Genomic DNA, 21334 nt, shown 5'->3' with positions numbered 1-21334 from the left:
TCCGAAGTCAGAGAGATAAGGAAGAGAAACGACCGTCAGGCAACACCTGACTCAATCACTCCGAATGCATCCGTCGGGGCAACGCATCACGGAAAACAGCAGCACAGCGTTGCACCTCAAGATCAAGCTGAACGGCTGATTCGGATCGGATCACCAATCGAGGCTCCGCCGTCACGCTGCCCAGCTGGGTGACGCAAAGCGCTGGCTTGGATCCGCTCAACTGCTCCCATGCAGGAAGGGATGCTGCATTCACCGACACAATCACCCGGCTGCCACCTTCGGCGAACAGAACCCGCTCCAGGCGCGCTGAGCCTGTGGACAAGGTCACGCTGATGCCCAGATCAGAAGCGATGCAGGATTCGGCCAACGCCACGGCCAAGCCGCCATCACTGCAATCGTGAGCTGAGGCCAACAAACCTTGAGCAATGGCCTCACGCACCAAATGCCCCACCGCTGCTTCGAGGGCAAGATCGGGCTTGGGCGGTCGTCCGGCCAAGGAGCCAAGGGTCTGCTGCTGATAGGCACTGCCGGCCAAACCAAGGCTGGGATCGGCACCATCCTCCGGGGGAACACCGATGAGGAAGATCGCATCGCCGGGCTGTTGCCAGGCCAAGCCAGTCACACGGCTGATGTCATCCACACCACCAACCATGCCGATCACCGGCGTGGGGTGGATCGGTTGCATCGTGCCGTCGTCCTGTTTGGTCTCGTTGTAGAGCGAGACATTGCCTCCAGTAACGGGAGTGTTGAGGGCACGGCAGGCATCGGAGATCCCGCGGCAGGCCATGGCCAGCTGCCAGAAGCCCTTGGGTGTTTCCGGTGACGGGAAATTGAGGTTGTCGGTCACCGCCAGGGGCTCCGCCCCCACACAACTCAGGTTGCGTGCCGCTTCGGCAACGGCCGCCTGAGCGCCGCGTTCGGGATCCAGGGCAACCCAACGGTTGGGGCAGTCCACCGTGGCAGCAACACCACGATTGGATGCAGCCATGGATCCATCGCCTTGCTGAGGTCTCAACCGCACCACGGCGGCATCAGCGGCTCCAGACGAGACCACCGTGTTGGCCAGCACCTGCTGGTCGTACTGACGGTGAATCCACTGCTTGCTCGCAATGGTGGGGTCATCCAGAAGCTGAAGCAGGGCTGCCGCTGCATCACTCAGCTCCGGAAGCTCCTGCTCGGTCCAGCTCCAGAGCGCCTGAAGGTCTGCCGGGGGCTCCTGCAATAGGGCATGTTTTTCGATTGGGGTGTCGTCGGCAAGAGCCGTGGCCGGCACCTCAGCGGCGACGGCACCGTGATGCAACACCCGCACAATCGGTTCCTGAAGCACCTTGCCCACAACCGCCGCCTGCAAGCCCCAGCGACGGAAGCGCTGCATCAAGGCGTCCTGCCGACCGGCCTTCACCACGAACAACATCCGTTCCTGGGATTCCGACAACAGGAACTCATAAGCCGTCATCCCGGTTTCACGGGCCGGAACACGGTCCAGATCCAGTTCCACCCCCAGGCCCCCTTTGGCAGCCATTTCCGAACAGCTGCAGGTGAGACCAGCGGCGCCCATATCCTGCGCTGCCACCACATCACCACTGGCGAAGGCCTCAAGGCAGGCTTCGATCAGCCCTTTCTCCAAAAACGGATCGCCCACTTGCACGGCAGGACGATCATCCAAGGAATCTGCACTGAGCTCAGCACTGGCAAAGCTGGCTCCCCCCATGCCGTCCCGACCGGTGGTGCTGCCCACATACACCACAGGATTGCCCACGCCGATCGCACCGGATTTGACGATCTCCTCGGTCTCCATCAGGCCAAGGGCCATGGCATTCACCAGCGGATTGCCGGAATAGGAGGGATCAAAAGCCACCTCGCCACCCACCGTCGGCACCCCAACGCAGTTGCCGTAATGGGCAATGCCGGCCACAACGCCTTCCATCAGGCCAACGTTGGCAGGATCCTCAAGAGGGCCGAAGCGCAGAGCGTTCAGCAGCGCGATCGGACGGGCCCCCATCGTGAAGATGTCACGCAGGATGCCGCCAACCCCTGTGGCCGCCCCCTGAAAGGGTTCGACGGCGGAGGGGTGGTTGTGGCTTTCGATCTTGAAGGCCAACCGATGGCCCCCACCGAGATCCACCACACCAGCGTTTTCGCCGGGTCCCACAAGGATGCGTGCTCCCTCCGTGGGGAAGCCACTCAGCAAAGGCCGGGAATTGCGATAACAGCAGTGTTCGGACCACATCACGCCGAACATGCCCAGTTCGGCTCGATTCGGCTCGCGGCCGAGACGCCGACAGATCTCATCCCAGTCACTGGGCTTGAGCCCTTCCTGCTTCAAGGCTGCAGCTATGTCGTACGCAGGGGAGGAAACCACGAATCGCGGAGCACCTCCCCCCAGTGTTGCCGACCGCCCGTCAGACCCAGGGATCTTCGTCCTCGCGACGGCGGCGAGAGGAGGGCTCATCCCAGCTTTCGTCGTCCCAGACTTCAGGTCCACACACCTCTCTTGGTTCGTCCTCGTCGTCGGATCTGAAGCGCACGCTTTCCGATCGCAGCTCATCGATGGGCGAGTCGTCCAACCAACCCTCCAGGCGATCGCTGGCCCGATCACCCATGGAACGCAACTGGTCCCGCCAGTGTTGGGTGCGTTGGAGCAGATCGTGCCGAACGCTGGCGCGGGCCATGGGCAGATCGTCCAATCCCATCAGGCCGGTTTGGATCTGACCCGGTTGTTGATCAAGGATGCGATCGGGAGCCAAACGCCATCGGGAACTCCCCGGCAACCGCGGGTCGCTGCGGGCGATCAGGTAGTGAAGAATCGCGCCATCGGCAGGTCGAAAATCAAGGTCCACAACGCTGCCGATCCGCTCACCGTCACGGTCCAGCAAGGCTGCATCCATCAGCGTGGGCAAGCGCTCCAGGGTCACCTGATCGGTGACCGCCGGCTCGCCACGGACAAACACCTGTTGATCGCTCAAACCACAACACTGGTTCAAACGCCAGACATCCCGTGACATGCGCAGGGCTGATGGACGGCTGACCCAGCCCAGAAGACGATGCACCGGCGGATGCATCCAGGCCATGACCCCAGGCCCGTGATCCAGACCCAGATCACAACGAACCGTATGACTCAGAAGATCACTGAGGAGCAGCTGATCTGGTAGCGACACATCAGGAACGAATCTGAACAGGCATCACCAGATAGGTGAAGGCTTCGGACGCTTCCTCGGAACGGAGCACAGCCGGTGTGGTGGGAGCGTTGCAGTGCAGAACAATCCGATCAGAGCCCATGGCTTTCAGGCCATCCAGCAGATAGCGAACATTGAAGGCAATCTGCATGGCGTCACCCTCCAAGTTGGAGGGAAGCGATTCAGAGCCACTGCCCACATCCTGCGCATCGGCACTGATCTGGACAACACCGTCCTCGGGCTGACTGCTGAATTTGACAACGTTGTTGTGTTGATCAGCGAGCACAGCAATCCGCTCCAAAGCAGCGATCAGGGCGCGACGGTCCATTCCAAAGGTGCGGGTGAAACCGTCAGGGATCAGCTGGCCGTAATTGGGATAGGTGCCTTCCAAGGTGCGGCTGGTGACCATTTGATCGGCCGCAAGAAACACCACCTGGCCGCGATCACAGAACAAACTGACCGGTTCATCGGACCGCCAGGAAGCCATCAGCCGCTCCACCTCCCGAAGTGAGCGCGATGGAAGTGTCACGGCGAAACCGTCGTCGTCCACCGCATCGGTCACGGCCGCATCCTGCAGGGCATCCTCAACATTGAGCACGGCAAGGCGGTGACCATCGGTGGCAGCCGCTTCCAGAGCCCGCTGGTTGAACTTGAGATGCACGCCGGTGAGCAGTTGCTTCGCTTCATCAGCACTGCTGGCAAACAGGGTGCCTTTGAGCGCCTGCACCAACCGTTCAGGTTGCAGCTTGAGCGTCATGCCGCTCTCCACCATCGGAAGATCGGGGTAGTCGTCGGCACTCATGCCGCGCATCTGATAACTGCCGCTGAGGCTGGTGAGCTGAACCTGCTCACCGGAATCGTCTACGGCGAGGGTGACCGGAGAATCGCTGGACAAGCGCGACACGATCTCTCCCAGCAGCCGGGCCGGCAGTGTGATGGCCCCGCTGGTTTCCACACTGGCGGCGAGGGACGTCTGAATTCCCAGGCTCAGGTCAAAACCGGTCAGGCTGAGGCGATTGCTGCCGGCATCGGCGGTGAGCAACACATTGGCCAGAACCGGGTGCGTGGGGCGTGTGGCGACTGCACGGCTCACCAATTGCAGAGCGCTATTCAGTTCGGACTGTGAACAGACCACCTTCATCGTCCTGAAGACCTGAGCGCGCTGAGGTGTCCCACGGTTTCACAGGCTGAGGGGAAGTGCAATGGCCAACGGTTCGGGAGCTTCTGTTCGGCTGTTTGGTTCTTATGGATTTAAAAAATAAAAAACAAAAACAGCCGTCGTAGTGCCTGGGGAAAAGGGGGAAAGGAGCTCAGAACCTAGTGCTCATAACAGTTCTCGATGAACCAAGGCCGAGGAGAATTTTTCACAGGATGGGGAGTGAGACCTTGTTTTCCCCTTCTTCACAGCGGGTGGAAAACTCGCGCGGTAAACGGGTGGATAGTTCTCGCCTGTTTTCCACAGCGTGTTGGGATGGTTTTCGGGCGTCTTCCGCAGCCGCTTTGTCGGTTGGTTTTGTCTTGCGGCCATAAAAAAGCCCCCTGACGGGGGCAGAAGTGCGTTGATGCAAGGCGGTGTGTCAGAAGCCCATCACACTGGCGACGGTGCCCAGATCAGGATTGAGGTCGGTGTGGAAGGCAGCGTCGTTGTTGCTGATGGCGCAGTCGGGATCCTTGAGGCCGTTGCCGGTCAGAACGCAGACCACCGTGGCGCCGGCTGGCACTTCATCTTTGCGCTTGAGCAGGCCTGCCACAGAGGCAGCGCTGGCCGGTTCACAGAAGATTCCCTCCTGGCCGCCTAGAAGCTTGTAGGCCGCGATGATCTCCGCGTCGGTCACATCCAGGAACGCGCCATTGCTGGCTTCGCGTGCTGCCAGGGCTTTGGCTCGGTTGACCGGGTTGCCAATGCGGATGGCGGTGGCGATGGTTTCGGGGTCCGTCACCGTGGTGTTGTTCACCAGAGGGGCGGATCCGCTGGCCTGGAATCCCATCATTCGGGGCAGGCTGCGGCTCCTGCCAGCCTGTTGATATTCCTGGAAACCCATCCAATAGGCGGTGATGTTTCCGGCGTTGCCCATGGGAATGCACAGCCAGTCGGGTGCATCACCGAGGGCATCCACGATTTCGAAGGCCGCCGTTTTCTGGCCCTGCAGCCGGTAGGGATTCACCGAGTTCACGAGGGTGACGGGATACTTCTCTGCTGCTTCCCGAACGATGTCGAGGGCGCGGTCGAAGTTGCCGCGGATCGCCAACACCTCAGCGCCGTAAACCAACGCCTGAGCCAGTTTTCCCTGGGCGACATAGCCATCCGGAATTAAGACGAAGGCACGCATCCCACCCCGCCTGGCATAGGCCGCAGCCGCAGCACTGGTGTTGCCCGTGCTGGCACAAATCACCGCTTCACAACCGGCTTCCTTGGCTTTGCTGATGGCCATGGTCATGCCCCGGTCTTTGAAGGACCCTGTGGGGTTCAGGCCGTCGTATTTCACGAATACCTTCACGCCCTTGCCGATTTGTTCCGCAACCGATGGCACGGGGATCAGAGGGGTCGCGCCTTCACGCAGGCTGATCACTGGCGTTGCATCGCTGACGGGCAGCCAGCTGCGATAGGCCTCAATCAGTCCAGGCCAGTCCTGCATCACAGGGGTGGCAGTGAAACGCCGACGGAGGTTCTGAAACAGGGACACCGGCTGGGATGGGGGGATTGCCGGAATCTAGGCGGCGTCCGTTCAGGGCTTGGTCAGGGTTGCGCTTCCTTCAATCCGTCCAAGGGGGAGTCGGAGAAAAACTGCACCAGACCGGCGATGGATTCCGCTTTTTCGATCACTCCAAACAGAGCCGGAAGATTCACCGCCATGACGGCATTGGGGTAGCCCTTCAAAAAGCTCACTGCCGTGAGGCCCTCTTCGCTCTGCAATCCACTGATCACTCCGGCGCGGATCGCCGGAACACTCACCTCAGGTTCCGGTGTGTAGATCGGATGAATGATGCGTGCAACACGGCGCAGGATGGCTTCACCGATCCGTGTATTGATTAGACGGCTTGTGAGCACCAGGGGAAGCTCAAGGCTCTGGTTGAGCATCTGCGCCACCTCGTGGGGGTCCTGCCCGGAGAGCTCCAGCAGATCCTCCAGCAGACCAGTGGCATCACCGGTTTCGGCGAGGTGTTCGATTTCTTTCACTGGAATGGAGCGGCGGAAGGCACCACTCACCAGGGCGACCTCCGTGGCGGCATGCAGGGGTTGCATGACGCAGCTCCAACTCAGTCCCAGCCCTGCCGCCACGCCTAGCAGAGAGGAACGGGTGAAGGGCTTGGGGAGCATCACGCTGAAGGTGTTGGCCGGAAGTTAGGCCGGAACTCCAGCGGCGACCCGCACCAGGCGGACAACTCCCCGTTCGGCCAGCCCCTGAGCCACCTTGAAGCCCATGCGCCTGGTGTCTGGTTCATTGAGCACCCTTGGCATTCGACGCAGCAGAAGCTCAGGTGTGAATCCCGGCAAGGATTGCAACACCTGGATCAACTCTCGCACCGGCTCCAGTTGCATCAGTGGATCGGAGAGCCCGGGAGGTGTTTGGGTAAGGGCGGAGGGTTGCAGTCGTTTGGGGAGGCGTCGACCCAGGCGTTGCATCGTCGACCAACCCAGAGCATCCAGACGATCAACCGTGGCGGTCACCAGTTGATCCCGAAGCAGTCCTGCCTTGGGTGAAAAGAGGAAGTCGAGCAGTTGATCGAGCAAGGCCTCCAGATCCAGCTGGGCCTGACTTGCAGCACTGGACACCAGATTTTCCAGACGGGTCCAACGGAACGCGTCCCCGTCGAACAGCATCTCCTTAAGGCTCTGACGCAACTGGGGATCGGGGTCCTCCATCAGCCGCCTGGCGAAGTAGGGGTAGGCAGCACCGAGGATCTTGAAGTTCGGATCAACACTGAGGGCGATGCCTTCCAGGGTGACCAGTGATCGAATGATCAGGGCGTAATAAGGCGGCACCCGGAAGGGGAATTTGTACATCACACCGGACATGTCGTCGGTGACCGCTTTGAAATCCATGCGGTTGACGCCGGCTTCCAAGGCCTGGCTGAAGACCTTTTCAAAGGCGGGAACAATCGGTTCCAGGTTCACGTCTTCCGCCAGGAACCCCAGGGTGACGAAGTCTTTGGAGAGCTTCCCGAAGTTCCGGTTCACCAGATGAACCACTGCCTGAATCAAGCCGGTGCGTGACTCGCGGCTCACTTCGCTCATCATCCCGAAGTCGAGATAACAGAGGCGACCGTCCTCCAGAGCCAGGAGATTGCCGGGGTGGGGGTCGGCATGGAAGAAGCCATGCTCAAGCAACTGTTGAAGGCTGCAGTTCACGCCCACTTCCACCATGTCGTCCGGGTCCACACCGAGCTCGCGAACCGCATCAAGGTTGGTGAGCTTGACGCCGTCGATCCACTCCATCGTCAGCACCCGGCGGCTGGTGGCGTTGCGATAAATCGTCGGAACAGCGATGCGAGGGTTGTGTTGATGCAGCTCAGCGAAGGTCTCAGCGTTGGAGGCTTCGTTGAGGTAGTCCATCTCTTCGAACACCCGTCGCCCCAGTTCATCGATCAGGGCGACGAGGTCGCTGCGGATCAATCCGATGTTGCTGTTCAACCAGGCGGCGATGTTGCGCACGATGTACAGATCCAGGGTGATCTGTTCGCGCAGCCCCGGGCGCTGCACCTTCACCGCCACCCTTGCGCCACCCTTGAGGGTTCCCTTGTGCACCTGACCCAACGAAGCGGCTGAGATCGGTTCCCGGTCCAGCTGCTCGAAGATGTCATCCACTGGTGCGCCCAGGTCTTCCTCGATGCAGGCCATGGCCAGGCCGCTGTCGAAGCCGGGCAGTTGGTCCTGGAGCTGGGCCAGTTCTTCCAGCAGCAGCGGGGGGACGATGTCCGGTCGTGTGGAGAGCGCCTGGCCGGCCTTGATGAAGGCGGGACCAAGATCCACGAGAAGTTCAGCGCATTCGCGAGCTCGAGCCCGGGCCCGTTCCTCATCCTTCAGCAACTGGAAGATCCAGTCGAAGGCGACGCCCAGCAGCAACAGGCCGATGGGTACGAGGGTTTGCCAGAGCCGGCGGATCAGCCGCTGGGGATGGCCGGCATAAATACGTGTGATGGCGGCGGGGTCGTACTCGAGCAACCCAGCGGCTTCGATGAAATCCCCGAGCTCCTGCGCCATCAATTCATCGGGATGTCCGACACCCCTTCTAAACGAACCGAGCTGCCGCTACGGTCGGCATCATCACAGGGCTGGACGTGCTCACCGGTCTGCTGCTGCAGAACATCGCTCTGATTGAGAGTCTTGAACTGGAGTTCAGCTCGGGTTTCACGGTGCTCACCGGTGAGACCGGTGCCGGTAAATCGATCCTTCTCGATGCCCTCGATGCGGTGCTGGGTGGAGCGCAGGGCTCCAGCGGCATTCGTCTGCTGCGGACGGGTGCGGATCGCGCCAGGATCGAGGCTGTGTTTCAACTCAACCCAGCCCTAGAACAGTGGTTGATTGCGGCGGAGTTTGATCCCGAAGAAGAGCTTCTGATCAGCCGGGAATGGAAACGGCAGGAGGGTGATCGTTATTCCAGTCGCTGTCGGCTGAATGGCTCCACAGTGAACCGTCAGCAGTTGCTTGAGCTGAGGCCGCTGTTGATTGATCTCACGGTTCAGGGACAGACCCAGTTGTTGTCGCGGGCGGGGCAGCAACGGCTCTGGCTTGACCGTCTCGGTGGATCTGCATTGGTTGAGCTCAAAGTTCAGGTGGCTGATGCCTGGACCGAATGGCGCCAGGCCGCTGCTGCCCTGACGGCACTTGAGCAGGAGCAGCAGCGCTCCGAACAGGAGCAGGCTGAACAAGAAGAGCAGTTGGAGCAGCTGCAAGCTGCCGATCTCGACGACCCCGACGAGCAGCAGCGGCTGGAACAGGATCAAGACCGCCTCGTCCATGGCGTGAGGTTGCTGGAGGGTTTGGCCTTGTTGTTTGGGCGTCTCCGCGACGGTGTGGATCAGGCGCCTTCCCTGCAGGATCATTTCGCGGCGTGCATCCAGGAGCTGCAGGCCATGGCGCAGCTGGATGGTTCGCTTGAGCCCCTGCGTGATCAGGCACTGGATCTCGAAGCAGGTGTGGACGGTTTGTTGCGCTCCCTCGATCAATACGGTCTGGCGCTGGAGAGCGATCCAGACCAGCTGGAGCGGATTCAGGACCGTCTGTCGGTTTTAAAACGCCTGCAGCGCCGTTATGGCCTTGATCTGGCCGGTTTGATTCAGCGGCGCGACGAGCTGCTGCATCGTTTGGGATCGGAAGGCTTCGCGGCGGATCTCGCCCGCCTGCAACAGGCCGAGACCGTCCGTCGCCAGACGCGAGATCAAGCCAATGCGGCCTTGCGTCGCGAGCGGTCCAAGGCGGCGGAGGCTTTAGAGGCCTCGTTGCTGAAACTGTTGCCGCCCATGGGCCTGGCCAATGTGCGTTTCAAGGTGGATCTCACCCCCTGTGACCCAGCTGAGCATGGTGCGGACGCTGTTCAATTCCTGTTTTCCGCCAATCCCGGCCAACCGATGGCGCCGCTGACGGAGGTGGCGTCCGGCGGTGAGATGTCCCGTTTTCTGCTTTCGCTCAAGACCACCCTTGCCGCGGTGGATGGCTCCAGCACGCTGCTGTTCGATGAGATTGATGCCGGCGTCAGTGGACGCGTTAGTGGAGCCATGGCGGATCTGCTTCAGACCCTGGCCCGTCAGCGTCAGGTGTTCTGCGTCACCCACCAACCGCTTGTGGCAGCGGTTGCCGATCACCATTTCCGCGTGAGCAAGCATGTGGAAGACGGTGTCACCCACTCGCGAGTGTCCCGACTGCGGGACACTCAGGAACGCCGCCAAGAGCTGGCAGACCTCGCTGGTGGCGAACAGGCTGATGCCTATGCAGCAAGCCTGCTGGACCAGCGAACAGCTTGAAGGCTTCGGTTCTTCCTAAACTCTTGAGCTTTCCAACGGGTCCTGATGGCGCGAGCTGCTGCCAAGATCGCTGACTCAGCTGGCCCACTGGCGACTCAGGACGATGTGATTCGAGTGAGGGGTGCCCGGCAGCACAACCTCAAGAATGTCGACGTCACCATTCCCCGCAACAAGCTGGTGGTGTTCACCGGGGTGAGTGGCAGCGGCAAGAGTTCACTCGCCTTCGACACGATCTTTGCGGAGGGACAGCGCCGCTACGTCGAAAGTTTGTCGGCTTATGCCCGCCAGTTTCTCGGGCAGGTTGACAAGCCCGATGTCGATGCCATCGAGGGGCTGTCTCCGGCGATTTCAATTGATCAGAAATCCACCAGTCACAACCCCCGTTCCACGGTGGGCACCGTCACGGAGATTCAGGACTATCTCCGTCTGCTGTTCGGCCGTGCCGGCGAGCCCCACTGCCCCAAGTGTGGCCGTTCGATCAAGCCGCAGAGCATCGACGAAATGGTCGATCAGATCCTGCTGTTGCCGGAGGGAACCCGCTATCAGTTGTTGGCGCCGGTGGTGCGCGGCAAGAAGGGCACCCATACCAAGTTGATCAGTGGTTTGGCGGCGGAAGGTTTCGCTCGGGTGCGCATCAACGGTGAGGTGCGCGAGCTGGCCGACAACATCGAGCTCGACAAGAACCACAGCCACAACATTGAGGTGGTGGTCGATCGTCTTGTGGCCCGTGAGGGGATCCAGGAACGGCTGACCGATTCGTTGCGAACGGCCCTCAAACGCGGCGATGGTCTGGCCTTGGTGGAGGTGGTGCCCAAGAAGGGGGAGGAGCTCCCCGAGGGCGTTGAGCGGGAGCGTCTCTACTCAGAGAACTTCGCCTGCCCCGTGCACGGCGCTGTGATGGAGGAGCTGTCACCGCGGCTGTTTTCGTTCAACAGCCCTTACGGCGCCTGTGAGGCGTGCCATGGCATCGGCCATCTGCGCAAGTTCACCTGTGACCGGGTCATTCCGGACCCAACGCAGCCGGTGTATTCCGCGGTCGCTCCCTGGGCCGAGAAAGACAACAGCTACTACTTCTCTCTGTTGTATTCGGTGGGTGAAGCCTTCGGCTTTGAGATCAAGACCCCATGGAATGAACTCACGGATGAGCAGCGGGATGTGCTGCTCAACGGAAGCCGCGAACCGATTCTGATCCAGGCCGACAGCCGTTACCGCAAAGGCAAAGGGGGATACACCCGGCCCTTCGAAGGCATTCTTCCGATCCTCGAGCGGCAGCTCCGCGATGCCAGTGGTGAAGCCCAGCGTCAGAAGTTGGAGAAGTATCTCGAGCTGGTTCCCTGTGAAGCCTGTGGCGGACAGCGGCTCCGCCCTGAAGCCCTGGCGGTGAAAGTGGGGCCGTACCGGATTCCAGAACTTACGGCCGTCAGCGTCGGTCAGACCCTGGAACGGATCGAAAAACTGATGGGTGTGGGCGCCTACGAGGGTTCAGAGCCCTTGCTGAATGCCCGTCAGATCCAGATCGGTGATCTGGTGCTCAGGGAAATCCGCCTGCGTTTGAAATTCCTGCTTGATGTTGGTCTCGACTACCTGAGCCTTGATCGACCGGCGATGACGCTCTCCGGCGGTGAAGCCCAGCGCATCCGTCTCGCAACCCAGATCGGTGCCGGTCTCACCGGGGTGCTCTATGTGTTGGATGAGCCAAGCATCGGCCTGCATCAGCGGGATAACGACCGTCTCCTAAACACCCTGGTGCGGCTCAGGGATCTTGGAAACACCCTGGTGGTGGTGGAACACGATGAAGACACCATCCGTGCTGCCGATCACGTGGTGGACATCGGCCCTGGTGCCGGCGTCCATGGGGGCCACATCGTTGCTGAGGGAAGTTTCGATGACCTGGTGGCGAGCAGTGAATCGCTCACCGGCGCTTACCTGAGTGGCCGTCGCTCGATTCCAACGCCGGCTGAACGTCGCCAGAGCGGGTCGCGCTCGCTCAAGTTGATCGATTGCAATCGCAACAACCTCAAGAACGTTTCGGTTGAGTTTCCCTTGGGTCGGTTGGTGTCCGTCACCGGGGTGAGCGGCAGTGGCAAGAGCACCCTGGTGAATGAGCTCCTGCATCCCGCCCTGGAGAACGGACTGGGTCTCAAGGTGCCCTTTCCGCACGGTCTGGGTGAACTGCGGGGGTTGAAGTCGATCGACAAGGTGATCGTGATCGACCAGAGCCCGATTGGACGCACGCCCCGCTCCAATCCAGCCACCTACACCGGTGCCTTTGATCCGATCCGTCAGGTGTTCGCCGCCACGGTGGAGGCCAAGGCCCGCGGTTATCAGGTGGGGCAATTCAGTTTCAACGTGAAGGGTGGCCGATGTGAGGCCTGCCGTGGTCAGGGCGTGAACGTGATTGAGATGAACTTCCTGCCGGATGTGTACGTCCAGTGCGATGTCTGCAAAGGCGCCCGCTTCAACCGCGAAACCCTGCAGGTGAAATACAAGGGTTACACCATCGCGGATGTGCTGCAGATGACGGTGGAGCAGGCCGCTGAGGTGTTTGATGCGATTCCTCAGGCGGCAGATCGCTTGCGCACCTTGGTGGATGTGGGCCTGGGCTACGTGAAGCTCGGCCAGCCGGCACCAACCCTCTCGGGGGGTGAGGCCCAGCGGGTGAAGCTCGCAACGGAGCTGTCACGGCGGGCCACTGGCAAGACCCTTTATTTGATTGATGAGCCCACCACTGGCCTCAGCTTCTACGACGTGCACAAGCTGATGGATGTGATGCAGCGTTTGGTGGACAAGGGCAATTCGATCATCTGCATCGAGCACAACCTTGACGTGATCCGTTGCAGCGACTGGATTATCGATCTCGGCCCCGAAGGCGGTGACAAGGGTGGCGAGATCCTGGTCACCGGCACTCCAGAGGAGGTCGCCCAGCACCCCACCAGTCACACCGGCCGCTACCTCGCAAGGGTTTTGGAGCAGCATCCACCAGAATTGCCCGTTCCCTTGGCGGCTTGAGGTTGACGGCTCCGTCACCTTCTCTGAGGGTGGTTGGGTTGAAGAGCAGGGCAGCCTTGCTTTGTTGATGTGAGCGATTGACTCTCACGTTGCTGGCTTGTTACATCAAGCCGGGGCTATGACTGTTACCTCTTGGGCCGAGATCCTTTGCAAGACAGGGTGACTCGGCTTTTTTGATGGGCTCCACTTTTCAGTCTTCTAAGGTTTTTTTTATTTTTAACCCCTTCTTCCGCCTCTAAAGAAAAAACAACGGCACCGAATTCGTGTCCCGTTGTTGTTTGTGAGGGGAGCGAATGGGGATCCGGTTGTTGCATCTGCACCTTCACGGTCTGTTTCGTTCCCATGAGCTCGAACTTGGGCGGGATGCTGATACCGGTGGTCAGACGTTGTATGTGCTGGAGCTCGTGCGCAGCCTGGCGCAGCGGGCGGAGGTTGAGCAGGTTGATGTGGTCACCCGGCTGATTCAGGACCGTCGAGTAGATCTCGATTACAGCCAAAGGGTCGAAGCCATTGCTCCAGGGGCCCGCATCCTGCGCTTTCCATTTGGTCCGAAGCGGTATCTACGTAAGGAGTTGCTTTGGCCCCATCTCGAGGAGCTGGCTGATCAGTTGGTGGAACATCTGAGCCAGCCGGGTCAGAGGGTGGATTGGATTCATGCCCATTACGCCGACGCCGGTCTAGTGGGTGCTCTCGTCAGTCAGCGGTTGGGGATTCCGCTTGTTTTCACTGGCCATTCCCTCGGCCGGGAGAAACAGCGACGTCTCCTGGCCGGTGGCTTGGATCGCTCTCAGATTGAGCAGACTTACGCCATCAGCCGCCGCATCGACGCCGAAGAACGTGCTCTGGCCCAGGCGGATCTGGTGATCACCAGCACCCGTCAGGAGGCGGATCAGCAGTACTGCCGCTACGGCCACTTTCAGGCGGATCACGCGGCAGTGGTGCCCCCTGGCGTTGATGCTTCCCGGTTCCATCCCCACGGTTCATCGCAGGAATGCTCCGCATTACAAAGCATGTTGCAGCCTTTCCTCAGGGAGCCGGATCGTCCGCCCCTGCTGGCGATTTCCCGTGCGGTGCGGCGCAAGAACATTCCCGCTCTGGTGGAAGCCTTTGGTCAGTCGCCGGTGCTGCGGCAGCGTCACAACCTGGTGCTTGTGTTGGGCTGTCGGGATGACCCGCGTGAGCTCGAGAAGCAGCAGCGCGATGTGCTTCAGCAGGTGTTCGATCTGGTGGATCGCTTTGATCTCTATGGCCAGGTGGCCTATCCCAAACAACACAGCCGTGCCCAGATTCCTGCCCTTTATCGCTGGGCGGCGCGTCGTGGGGGGCTGTTTGTGAACCCGGCGTTGACCGAACCCTTTGGACTCACCCTTCTGGAGGCCGCGGCCTGTGGTTTGCCGATGGTGGCTACTGACGATGGCGGCCCACGGGATATCCAACACCGTTGCGACAACGGTCTTCTGGCAGACGTCACCGATCCTGGGGCACTTCAGGAAGCCTTGGAATTGGCCGGCAGTGATTGCTCCCGTTGGCGCCGTTGGAGTGACAACGGGGTTGAGGCCATCAGTCGGCACTTCAGCTGGGATGCCCATGTGTGTCAGTACCTCGCCCTGATGCAGCAGAAAGTCCGCGTGTCACCTTTGCGTGGGATGTCGGTGGTCCGGCGGCCCAGCCACGTCTCCAGGCTGTTGGTGCTGGATCTCGACTGCTCCTTGGAGCTGCCGGAGGAACGCTCCCTGGCGCATCTGCGCGATCGGCTTCACGCTGAACCCTTTGCCGCTTCGACAGGCTTGGTGATTCTCACGGGGCGGTCTCTAGATCAGGCGCGTCAGCGCTACCAGGAGTTGCATCTTCCCGATCCCAAGGCCTGGATCTGCCGTGCTGGAACCGAGATTCACCACACGTCGGATAGCGCGGAAGATCCCGTGTGGGCGAAGCGCATCAGCCAAGCCTGGGATCGCGAGGCTGTGCTCGCAGCGATGGGGCAACTCCAGGAACACCTTCAGCTTCAGGACCCGGATCACCAGAGTCCCTTCAAGGTCAGCTACCTGTTGCGTGCTCCCAACCGCGGTCTGATTGGTTTGGCCCGTCAGTGCCTGCGCCGCCACGGTCTGCAGGCGGAACCCCAGCTCCGTTGCCATTGGTTCCTGGATGTTCTTCCCCAGCGCGCGTCCCGCAGTGAGGCCATCCGTTTTCTGGCCCAGTCTTGGCAGCTTCCCCTGCAGCAGGTTCTGGTGGTGGCCAGTCAGCAGGGGGATGGAGAGTTGCTGGATGGTTTGCCCGCCACGGTGGTTCCTGCGGATCACGATCCCTGCCTGTTGGGCCAACGGACCCAGCAGCGGGTGTACGTCTCGAAACGCCCCAGTGTTGGAGCCGTGCTGGATGGCTTAACCCACTATCGGTTTTCAGGCAGCCGTTGATCCTGGAATCACGGTCACACAGGCGGCTGCCCTGTCGGCCTTGGCTTGTGCTTCCTTCTGATCTCCTCCCCTTGCTAGGGCCACACCCATGCGTCGACCGGGGCGGGCTGTGGGCTTGCCGAACAGCAGCAATTGGGTGTCAGCTTCTGTGAGCGCTTGTTCGACTCCTTCAAAAACGACGGAGTCCATGTTCGTTTGGGCCAGGATCACGCGGCTGGCGGCCGCATCAGCTGCCGTGATGGTGGGGATCGGCAGACCGAGAACAGCGCGCAGGTGCAGTTCGAACTCACTCAGGTTCTGGCTGATCAGTGTCACCAGGCCTGTGTCGTGCGGTCGGGGCGACAGTTCAGAAAAAATCACCTCATCGCCACAGAGGAAAAATTCCACACCGAAGAGACCGGCACCGCCCAGGTTGTCGGTGACGGTTTTGGCCATGGCCTGGGCCTGACGCAGTTGTTGGTCGGTGAGTTCAGCCGGCTGCCAGCTGCATTGATAGTCCCCTCCTTCCTGTTCGTGGCCGATAGGCGCACAGAACAGGGTTTCGCCATTGCGCTGACGAATGGTGAGCAGGGTGATCTCCAGATCGAAATGGAGAAATTCCTCCACGATTACCTGGGTTGAGGTACCCCGTGCACCGGCCATGGCGGTCTCCCAGGCTTTGGGCAGATCGTCTGCACAGGTCACCACGCTCTGGCCTTTGCCGGAGGAACTCATCACCGGTTTCACCACGACGGGCCAGCCCAGTGGTTCCGCCACTGCTGTGAGTTCTTCAGCACTGGAGGCATAGGCGAACCGGGCGGTGCGGAGACCGAGTTCGCCGGCCGCCAGGTCGCGGATGCGGTCTCGGTTCATCGTGATGGCCGTCGCGCGGGCCGTGGGAATCACGGTGATCCCCTCTTGTTCGAGTTCCGCCAGGGCATGAACGGCGAGTGCTTCGATCTCCGGGATCACCACATCGGGTTGGTGGCGCATGACCACCTCCAGCAAGGCATCGGCATCGGTCATCGGCAGCACTTCGGCCACGTCAGCTACCTGCATGGCCGGGGCAGCGGCATAGCGATCGCAAGCGATCACCCGGCAGCCAAGCCGTTGGGCAGCAATGGCGACCTCCTTGCCCAGCTCCCCGCTGCCCAGCAGCATCACGGTGCGTGGAAACGACGGCATGGTGATCCTTGAATGGCCTGCCTGCATCATCAATCAACGCAAGTCCTGAGACTTTCCGCAGCCTGGGGTGCAGTGCTCGGTGGAAGCGAGCCTCTTGGGGTTTAGTTCGAATCGGTGCTGCTCTGACGGCGCACTTCGCCGATCAGCCACACGCCCATGAATCCAAGCGACGACACACCGAAGTAGATGAGCACCCACCGCAGAACCCGGTCAGGATCCGCAGCGGCGTTGGCGAGCAGCTCAGCGGTTTTGGCAAGCAAGTTATCCATTAGTTCTGAAGATCGGGGATCAACGTGAGTTGGCGGACCGGTGATTCTTCGCTGACGAAACCCCAGGCTTCAAACACGGTGGGATCGGGATGCGTGATGCGCTGCTCCGTTCCATGGCGCTCCAGTTTGAACCCTTCGCTAGACATGCGTCGCATCAAACTGGCCGACTCCTCAAAGCGGGCAGCCATCGCCTCGAGGCTTGAGCAGTCAGCTGTGAGACCGGATTCACGCCAGGTGAAGTAGGTCATCCTGCCTTGCCACCCCAAAACACGACTTTAAGGGATGTTAGCGGCGCGAAGCGTTCGTTTTGGATATCAATAATCCCCTGACTACCGGTTATGTCGCTCAGGTTTCCCTTCATAAAGGCACTGCGTTATGGTCACTCAACAAGCTTGAAAATGTAGGTCATTCTTTTCTGTATCAGGGCCAATTTTTCTAAGAAGGTATTGACTTTCTGCGCTACGAAACCAAGTTCAACTTCATTGGCGATCTGAACACTGCAATCTTCAGCTCACTTCAAAGTCATGGTCCTCAGTGTTGGATCAAAGATCAGCGCTCAGGGACGCAGCATCAGTCCGAGAAGCACAAGCCCTGCTGTGACCAGCCAGAACGCGGGCACCACGCTTCGTTCATCGGTGCCGCCCAGCTCAAAGTGGTGATGCAGCGGCGCCATGCGGAACACGCGTCGCCCCTGACCATCAGGGCCTTTTGTGGCCTTGAACACCCAAACCTGGATGATCACGGAGAGGGATTCCGCGACGAAGACGCCTCCCATCACCAGCAGGGGCCAGAGGCTGTTGGATAACAGGGCCACACCGCTGAGGGCGGCCCCCATCGCCAGGGATCCCGTATCGCCCATGAAGGCCCGAGCCGGGTTTCGGTTGTGCACGAGAAACCCAAGCCATGCCCCGGCCATGGTCATGCAGAAGCCAGCCAAGGCGGGATCTCCGTTGTCTCCTCGGAGCATCAGTTGAAGTGCCAGACCGGTAAACACCAGTGCTCCGCAGCCGCTAGCCAAGCCATCCAGGCCATCGGTGAGGTTGGTGGCGTTGCTCTCCGCCAGAACGACAAACAGCCCCAGCGGCCAGATCAGAAGCCCTAAGGGCAGTTCAAGGCCAAAGGGCAGGGCAATGCTGTTGCTGATCCAGCCCTGCCAGGCAGCGATGGCCAGAAAGGCTGCGGCTGCCATGGTTTGCAGCAGCAATTTTCCTCGTGCCGTCAGGCCAGCATTGGTGTGTTTGGTGAGGCTGCTCCAGTCATCGATGCCGCCGATCAGCATGAACGCCAGGGTCAGGGCTGCCAAGCAGAGCAGTTGTTGTGATGCCACGGCGTCCCGTGTGATCAGGCTCCCGAGAATGACCCCGACGGGAACCACCAGAAGGCCTCCCATCGTTGGTGTTCCCGCCTTGCTCTGATGGGCTTTGGGGCCTTCCTCACGGATGAACTGCCCCATCTTCAAGCGCCGCAGAAGGGGAATGCCCAAGGCTGCAGTCGCGGTTGCGCAGACCGCTGAAATCAAGAGCGGCAGGCTCAGTTGCGCATTGGTGATCCACTTGTCGGCAGCAAAGCTGGTCATCAAGACCACCAGCATCAGCAAACTGGCACTCAATGAGCCGTTCTCCCACCAAGGACGGCGGTTCGAATCCGTGGATTGCAAAGCTGCACTGGACTGATCGCTGGGACCCTAGGTGAGTCGCTCAGTGGCGACCAGTCAGTGGTTGGGGGACGTCAGTCCTCCCACTGCTCCTCATTTTGCTCGTCATCCTTGTTGTAATCCTCTTTCTCACCCATGAGCGCGGAGAGTTCCTCCTCTTCGACGGTGCTCACTTCAGGTGAACCGGATTCTTCTTCAGCGACGAGACGACCGCTGGTTTCCAGCCAGGACAGGAGGTCAGGCTCCTCACGCAGGGGCAGCACGGGGGCAGGGTCGCGGCGCCCGTAGCGGGTGAGGGACGGGTTGACGCTGTCCAGGGCGTTTAAATCAACCAGAGCGCTCATGCAGGGAGGGACGCAGGCCAATCAACCAAGATAGACCATGTGCTGTTTTTGATCCGCTACTGAACAAATCTGTTCTGCTCGTTCTCCTCTGGGGCCTGGCCCTGATCATCAGCTTTGGTTTGCATTGGTGGGGTTTGCAGCGGCCTGAACCGTTGCAGGCCTCCTGGACCCTGGCGTTGCTGCTGGTTTTTTCACCGGCTGTGGCGTTGGCTGCATGGTTGCTCGTTGCTTCTCCACAGGTGGCGGCCGGCGAGACGAGAGAATCAGATGATTGTGATCAGGAGACCCATTGATGGGCCGCGCCAAGAAGGTGGTACTCGCCTATTCCGGGGGAGTGGATACCAGTGTCTGCATCCCTTACCTCAAGCAGGAATGGGGTGTCGAGGATGTGATCACCTTTGCCGCTGATCTCGGCCAGGGCGATGAGCTGGAGCCGATTCGTCAGAAAGCGCTGGATGCCGGTGCCAGTCAGTCGCTGGTGGGTGATCTGATCGAGCCCTTCATCAAGGATTTCGCCTTTCCGGCGATTCGTGCCAACGCTCTTTACGAAGGCCGTTACCCCCTCTCCACGGCCTTGGCGAGGCCTTTGATCGCGAAGCGCCTGGTTGAAGTGGCCCGGGAAGTGGGTGCCGATGCTGTCGCCCATGGATGCACAGGCAAGGGAAATGATCAGGTGCGTTTCGATGTGGCCATTGCTGCGCTGGCACCGGATCTCAAGGTGCTTACCCCAGCCCGTGAGTGGGGCATGAGTCGTGAGGAGACCATCGCCTACGGCGAACGCTTTGGTCTGCCCGCACCGGTAAGCAAGAAGTCGCCTTACTCGATCGATCTCAATCTGCTGGGCCGCAGCATTGAGGCCGGACCCCTTGAAGACCCGATGGTGGCTCCTCCGGAGGAGGTGTTTGCGATGACGCGATCGGTGGAGGCTGCTCCAGATGCCTCCGAAGAGATCGAGATTGCTTTTGAAGCAGGCAATCCTGTGGCGATCAACGGTCAGCAGCTGGACCCCGTGGCCTTGATCCGTGAAGCCAACCGTCTGGCGGGCACCCATGGCATTGGCCGTCTCGACATGATCGAGAACCGCGTGGTGGGGATCAAATCCCGGGAGATCTATGAAACGCCTGGCCTTTTGCTGTTGATCCAGGCCCACCAGGAACTGGAAAGCCTGACCCTTGCTGCTGATGTGCTGCGCAGCAAGCGGCAGTTGGAAATGCAGTGGGCCGACCTCGTTTACCAGGGCCTTTGGTTTGGCCCCCTCAAAGATGCTCTGGACGGCTTCATGGACCGCACCCAGACCACCGTCAATGGTGTCGTTCGTCTTCGGCTGCACAAAGGAACGGCCACGGTCACCGGCCGGGGCTCAGCAGACAGCAGCCTGTACGTCCCCGAAATGGCCTCCTACGGCAGTGAGGATCAGTTCGATCACCGCGCTGCAGAGGGCTTCATTTACGTCTGGGGTCTGCCAACCCGACTCTGGTCAGCATCCCAGCGCCGTTCAAGCTGAACGCTGCCGCCTCTGCAGGAATTTGGGAAGCCTCAGGCCCGGAAAACGCACAACGTTGTCCGGTTTTGAGCTTCCAGGCAGGGCCGGCTGAGGCCGTTCGATCTGGTCTTGATCAACTTGCTCAGCCAGCAGTTGATAACGCTCCATCAATGGCTCAAGCCGCTGTTGGAAGCGGCGTTCAAAAACCTCCGGCAATTCGGCCAAAAGCTCGTTGTAGGACTCGATTTCGCCCTCGAGATCTGAAATTCTCTGTTTCAACAACCGAATCACTTCAGCGTCGCCATGACGCTCGTTCCAAAACAGGTTCGGTTGGCTGAGATTGGTCGTGATTCGAATCCATGGGCGGACGGTATCGCCCACCCACGAATCCAACAATGCTGATCAGTCAGCTGATGCAGCGGCTTCGGCCTGTTGCTGTTGAGCAGCTTCGCTGCCCGGCATCACCCGAGGTGCGGGAAGGGGACCTTCCTGCTTCACGGTCAGATAGCGGATTACATCCTCACTGAGGCGCATTGCCTTCTCGAGAACAGCAACGTGCTGGCCATCGCCGTTGTGGCTCAGTTGCACGTAAATGCCTTCCTTGTGCTTCGCAATCGGATAGGCCAGACGGCGCTTGCCACGCATCTGGTTGTCCAGCACGTCGGCACCAGCTTCCACGAGCATGTCGCGGTACTTGGTGAGATGGCTTTCAACTTCCTCCTCCGGAATGTCCGGACGAAGGATGTACATGGTTTCGTAATACGGATCGTGCGTCATGGGCAGCACCGAAGGGGCATCAGGCTCACCGAAGTGAGCGACGGATCCAACACCATATCCCCTGGCGTGCCCCTGAAG

At 60.4% G+C, this 21334-nt stretch carries 17 protein-coding genes; 4 read left to right on the top strand and 13 right to left on the bottom strand.

Annotated features, from left to right (window positions below; all coding sequences use genetic code 11):
- Positions 1-55: 55 nt before the first annotated feature.
- From purL to AAXE93_RS06175, 6 genes are all read right to left on the bottom strand, one after another.
- Entirely contained in the window at positions 56-2362 is a 2307-nt protein-coding gene (purL, locus tag AAXE93_RS06200) for a phosphoribosylformylglycinamidine synthase subunit PurL (RefSeq protein ID WP_390129116.1), read from the bottom strand.
- 40 nt (positions 2363-2402) lie between these two features.
- Positions 2403-3158: an RNA methyltransferase gene (locus tag AAXE93_RS06195; RefSeq protein ID WP_390129114.1), complete on the bottom strand. Its 756-nt coding sequence runs from the start codon at positions 3156-3158 to the stop codon at positions 2403-2405.
- A gap of 1 nt (position 3159) precedes the next feature.
- Positions 3160-4317: a DNA polymerase III subunit beta gene (gene dnaN, locus AAXE93_RS06190; RefSeq protein ID WP_390129112.1), complete on the bottom strand. Its 1158-nt coding sequence runs from the start codon at positions 4315-4317 to the stop codon at positions 3160-3162.
- A 436-nt stretch (positions 4318-4753) separates the two neighbouring features.
- The gene (gene thrC, locus AAXE93_RS06185) at positions 4754-5812 is read right to left on the bottom strand and encodes a threonine synthase (RefSeq protein WP_115131646.1); all 1059 of its coding nucleotides are present in this window, start codon (positions 5810-5812) and stop codon (positions 4754-4756) included.
- Positions 5813-5913: 101 nt separating this feature from the next.
- The gene (locus tag AAXE93_RS06180; protein WP_390129109.1) at positions 5914-6495 is read right to left on the bottom strand and encodes an alpha/beta hydrolase; all 582 of its coding nucleotides are present in this window, start codon (positions 6493-6495) and stop codon (positions 5914-5916) included.
- A 24-nt stretch (positions 6496-6519) separates the two neighbouring features.
- A complete protein-coding gene (locus AAXE93_RS06175; RefSeq protein WP_390129107.1) occupies positions 6520-8379 on the bottom strand; it encodes an ABC1 kinase family protein in 1860 nt (619 codons plus the stop codon).
- Between the two features lie 77 nt (positions 8380-8456).
- Here AAXE93_RS06175 and recN point away from each other — a divergent pair, with 77 nt between their 5' ends.
- The 3 genes from recN (at position 8457) to AAXE93_RS06160 (ending at position 15565) form a co-directional block, all read left to right on the top strand.
- Entirely contained in the window at positions 8457-10139 is a 1683-nt protein-coding gene (recN, locus tag AAXE93_RS06170) for a DNA repair protein RecN (protein ID WP_390129105.1), read from the top strand.
- Between the two features lie 45 nt (positions 10140-10184).
- On the top strand, positions 10185-13148 hold the full coding sequence (gene uvrA, locus AAXE93_RS06165; RefSeq protein WP_390129103.1) for an excinuclease ABC subunit UvrA: 2964 nt from the start codon (positions 10185-10187) through the stop codon (positions 13146-13148).
- 293 nt (positions 13149-13441) lie between these two features.
- Positions 13442-15565: an HAD family hydrolase gene (locus AAXE93_RS06160; protein ID WP_390129101.1), complete on the top strand. Its 2124-nt coding sequence runs from the start codon at positions 13442-13444 to the stop codon at positions 15563-15565.
- Here AAXE93_RS06160 and purT read toward each other — a convergent pair.
- From purT to AAXE93_RS06135, 5 genes are all read right to left on the bottom strand, one after another.
- On the bottom strand, positions 15551-16729 hold the full coding sequence (gene purT, locus AAXE93_RS06155; protein ID WP_390129099.1) for a formate-dependent phosphoribosylglycinamide formyltransferase: 1179 nt from the start codon (positions 16727-16729) through the stop codon (positions 15551-15553). The genes AAXE93_RS06160 and purT overlap by 15 nt on opposite strands.
- Positions 16730-16830: 101 nt before the next feature.
- On the bottom strand, positions 16831-16998 hold the full coding sequence (locus tag AAXE93_RS06150) for a hypothetical protein (RefSeq protein ID WP_006851462.1): 168 nt from the start codon (positions 16996-16998) through the stop codon (positions 16831-16833).
- Entirely contained in the window at positions 16998-17246 is a 249-nt protein-coding gene (locus tag AAXE93_RS06145) for a hypothetical protein (RefSeq protein WP_390129097.1), read from the bottom strand. Before AAXE93_RS06145 ends, AAXE93_RS06150 begins: the two co-directional genes overlap by 1 nt.
- A gap of 308 nt (positions 17247-17554) precedes the next feature.
- Positions 17555-18589, bottom strand: a complete 1035-nt coding sequence (mraY, locus tag AAXE93_RS06140) for a phospho-N-acetylmuramoyl-pentapeptide-transferase (RefSeq protein WP_390129766.1) — start codon at positions 18587-18589, stop codon at positions 17555-17557.
- Between the two features lie 137 nt (positions 18590-18726).
- Positions 18727-18996 carry a DUF3134 domain-containing protein gene (locus AAXE93_RS06135; protein WP_390129095.1) on the bottom strand — a complete coding sequence of 90 codons (270 nt, stop codon included), beginning with the start codon at positions 18994-18996 and terminating at the stop codon, positions 18727-18729.
- Positions 18997-19288: 292 nt separating this feature from the next.
- Between AAXE93_RS06135 and AAXE93_RS06130 the strand changes: the two genes are divergently transcribed.
- The gene (locus AAXE93_RS06130; protein WP_114988802.1) at positions 19289-20500 is read left to right on the top strand and encodes an argininosuccinate synthase; all 1212 of its coding nucleotides are present in this window, start codon (positions 19289-19291) and stop codon (positions 20498-20500) included.
- On the opposite strand, the gene AAXE93_RS06125 is transcribed toward AAXE93_RS06130, so the two are convergent.
- Both AAXE93_RS06125 and rpsF read right to left on the bottom strand, forming a co-directional pair.
- A complete protein-coding gene (locus AAXE93_RS06125; RefSeq protein WP_390129091.1) occupies positions 20492-20860 on the bottom strand; it encodes a hypothetical protein in 369 nt (122 codons plus the stop codon). The genes AAXE93_RS06130 and AAXE93_RS06125 overlap by 9 nt on opposite strands.
- Before the next feature lie 21 nt (positions 20861-20881).
- Positions 20882-21256, bottom strand: coding sequence for a 30S ribosomal protein S6 (gene rpsF / locus AAXE93_RS06120; protein WP_114988800.1), 375 nt, complete (start codon positions 21254-21256; stop codon positions 20882-20884).
- Between the last annotated feature and the right edge of the window lie 78 nt (positions 21257-21334).

It is taken from the genome of Synechococcus sp. HIMB2401 (genome assembly GCF_042883245.1).
GTDB lineage: Bacteria > Cyanobacteriota > Cyanobacteriia > PCC-6307 > Cyanobiaceae > Parasynechococcus.
This window is presented reverse-complemented; position numbering and strand designations above follow the sequence as displayed.

Bases quoted from the DNA above. Each gene is read 5' to 3' on its own strand.
- dnaN (WP_390129112.1), bottom strand. From the start codon at position 4,317: ATGAAGGTGGTCTGTTCACAGTCCGAACTGAATAGCGCTCTGCAATTG.
- thrC (WP_115131646.1), bottom strand. From the start codon at position 5,812: ATGCAGGACTGGCCTGGACTGATTGAGGCCTATCGCAGCTGGCTGCCC.
- AAXE93_RS06180 (WP_390129109.1), bottom strand. From the start codon at position 6,495: ATGCTCCCCAAGCCCTTCACCCGTTCCTCTCTGCTAGGCGTGGCGGCA.
- AAXE93_RS06175 (WP_390129107.1), bottom strand. From the start codon at position 8,379: ATGGCGCAGGAGCTCGGGGATTTCATCGAAGCCGCTGGGTTGCTCGAG.
- uvrA (WP_390129103.1), top strand. From the start codon at position 10,185: ATGGCGCGAGCTGCTGCCAAGATCGCTGACTCAGCTGGCCCACTGGCG.
- AAXE93_RS06160 (WP_390129101.1), top strand. From the start codon at position 13,442: ATGGGGATCCGGTTGTTGCATCTGCACCTTCACGGTCTGTTTCGTTCC.
- purT (WP_390129099.1), bottom strand. From the start codon at position 16,729: ATGCCGTCGTTTCCACGCACCGTGATGCTGCTGGGCAGCGGGGAGCTG.
- AAXE93_RS06150 (WP_006851462.1), bottom strand. From the start codon at position 16,998: ATGGATAACTTGCTTGCCAAAACCGCTGAGCTGCTCGCCAACGCCGCT.
- AAXE93_RS06145 (WP_390129097.1), bottom strand. From the start codon at position 17,246: ATGACCTACTTCACCTGGCGTGAATCCGGTCTCACAGCTGACTGCTCA.
- mraY (WP_390129766.1), bottom strand. From the start codon at position 18,589: ATGCTGGTGGTCTTGATGACCAGCTTTGCTGCCGACAAGTGGATCACC.
- AAXE93_RS06135 (WP_390129095.1), bottom strand. From the start codon at position 18,996: ATGAGCGCTCTGGTTGATTTAAACGCCCTGGACAGCGTCAACCCGTCC.
- AAXE93_RS06130 (WP_114988802.1), top strand. From the start codon at position 19,289: ATGGGCCGCGCCAAGAAGGTGGTACTCGCCTATTCCGGGGGAGTGGAT.
- rpsF (WP_114988800.1), bottom strand. From the start codon at position 21,256: ATGACGCACGATCCGTATTACGAAACCATGTACATCCTTCGTCCGGAC.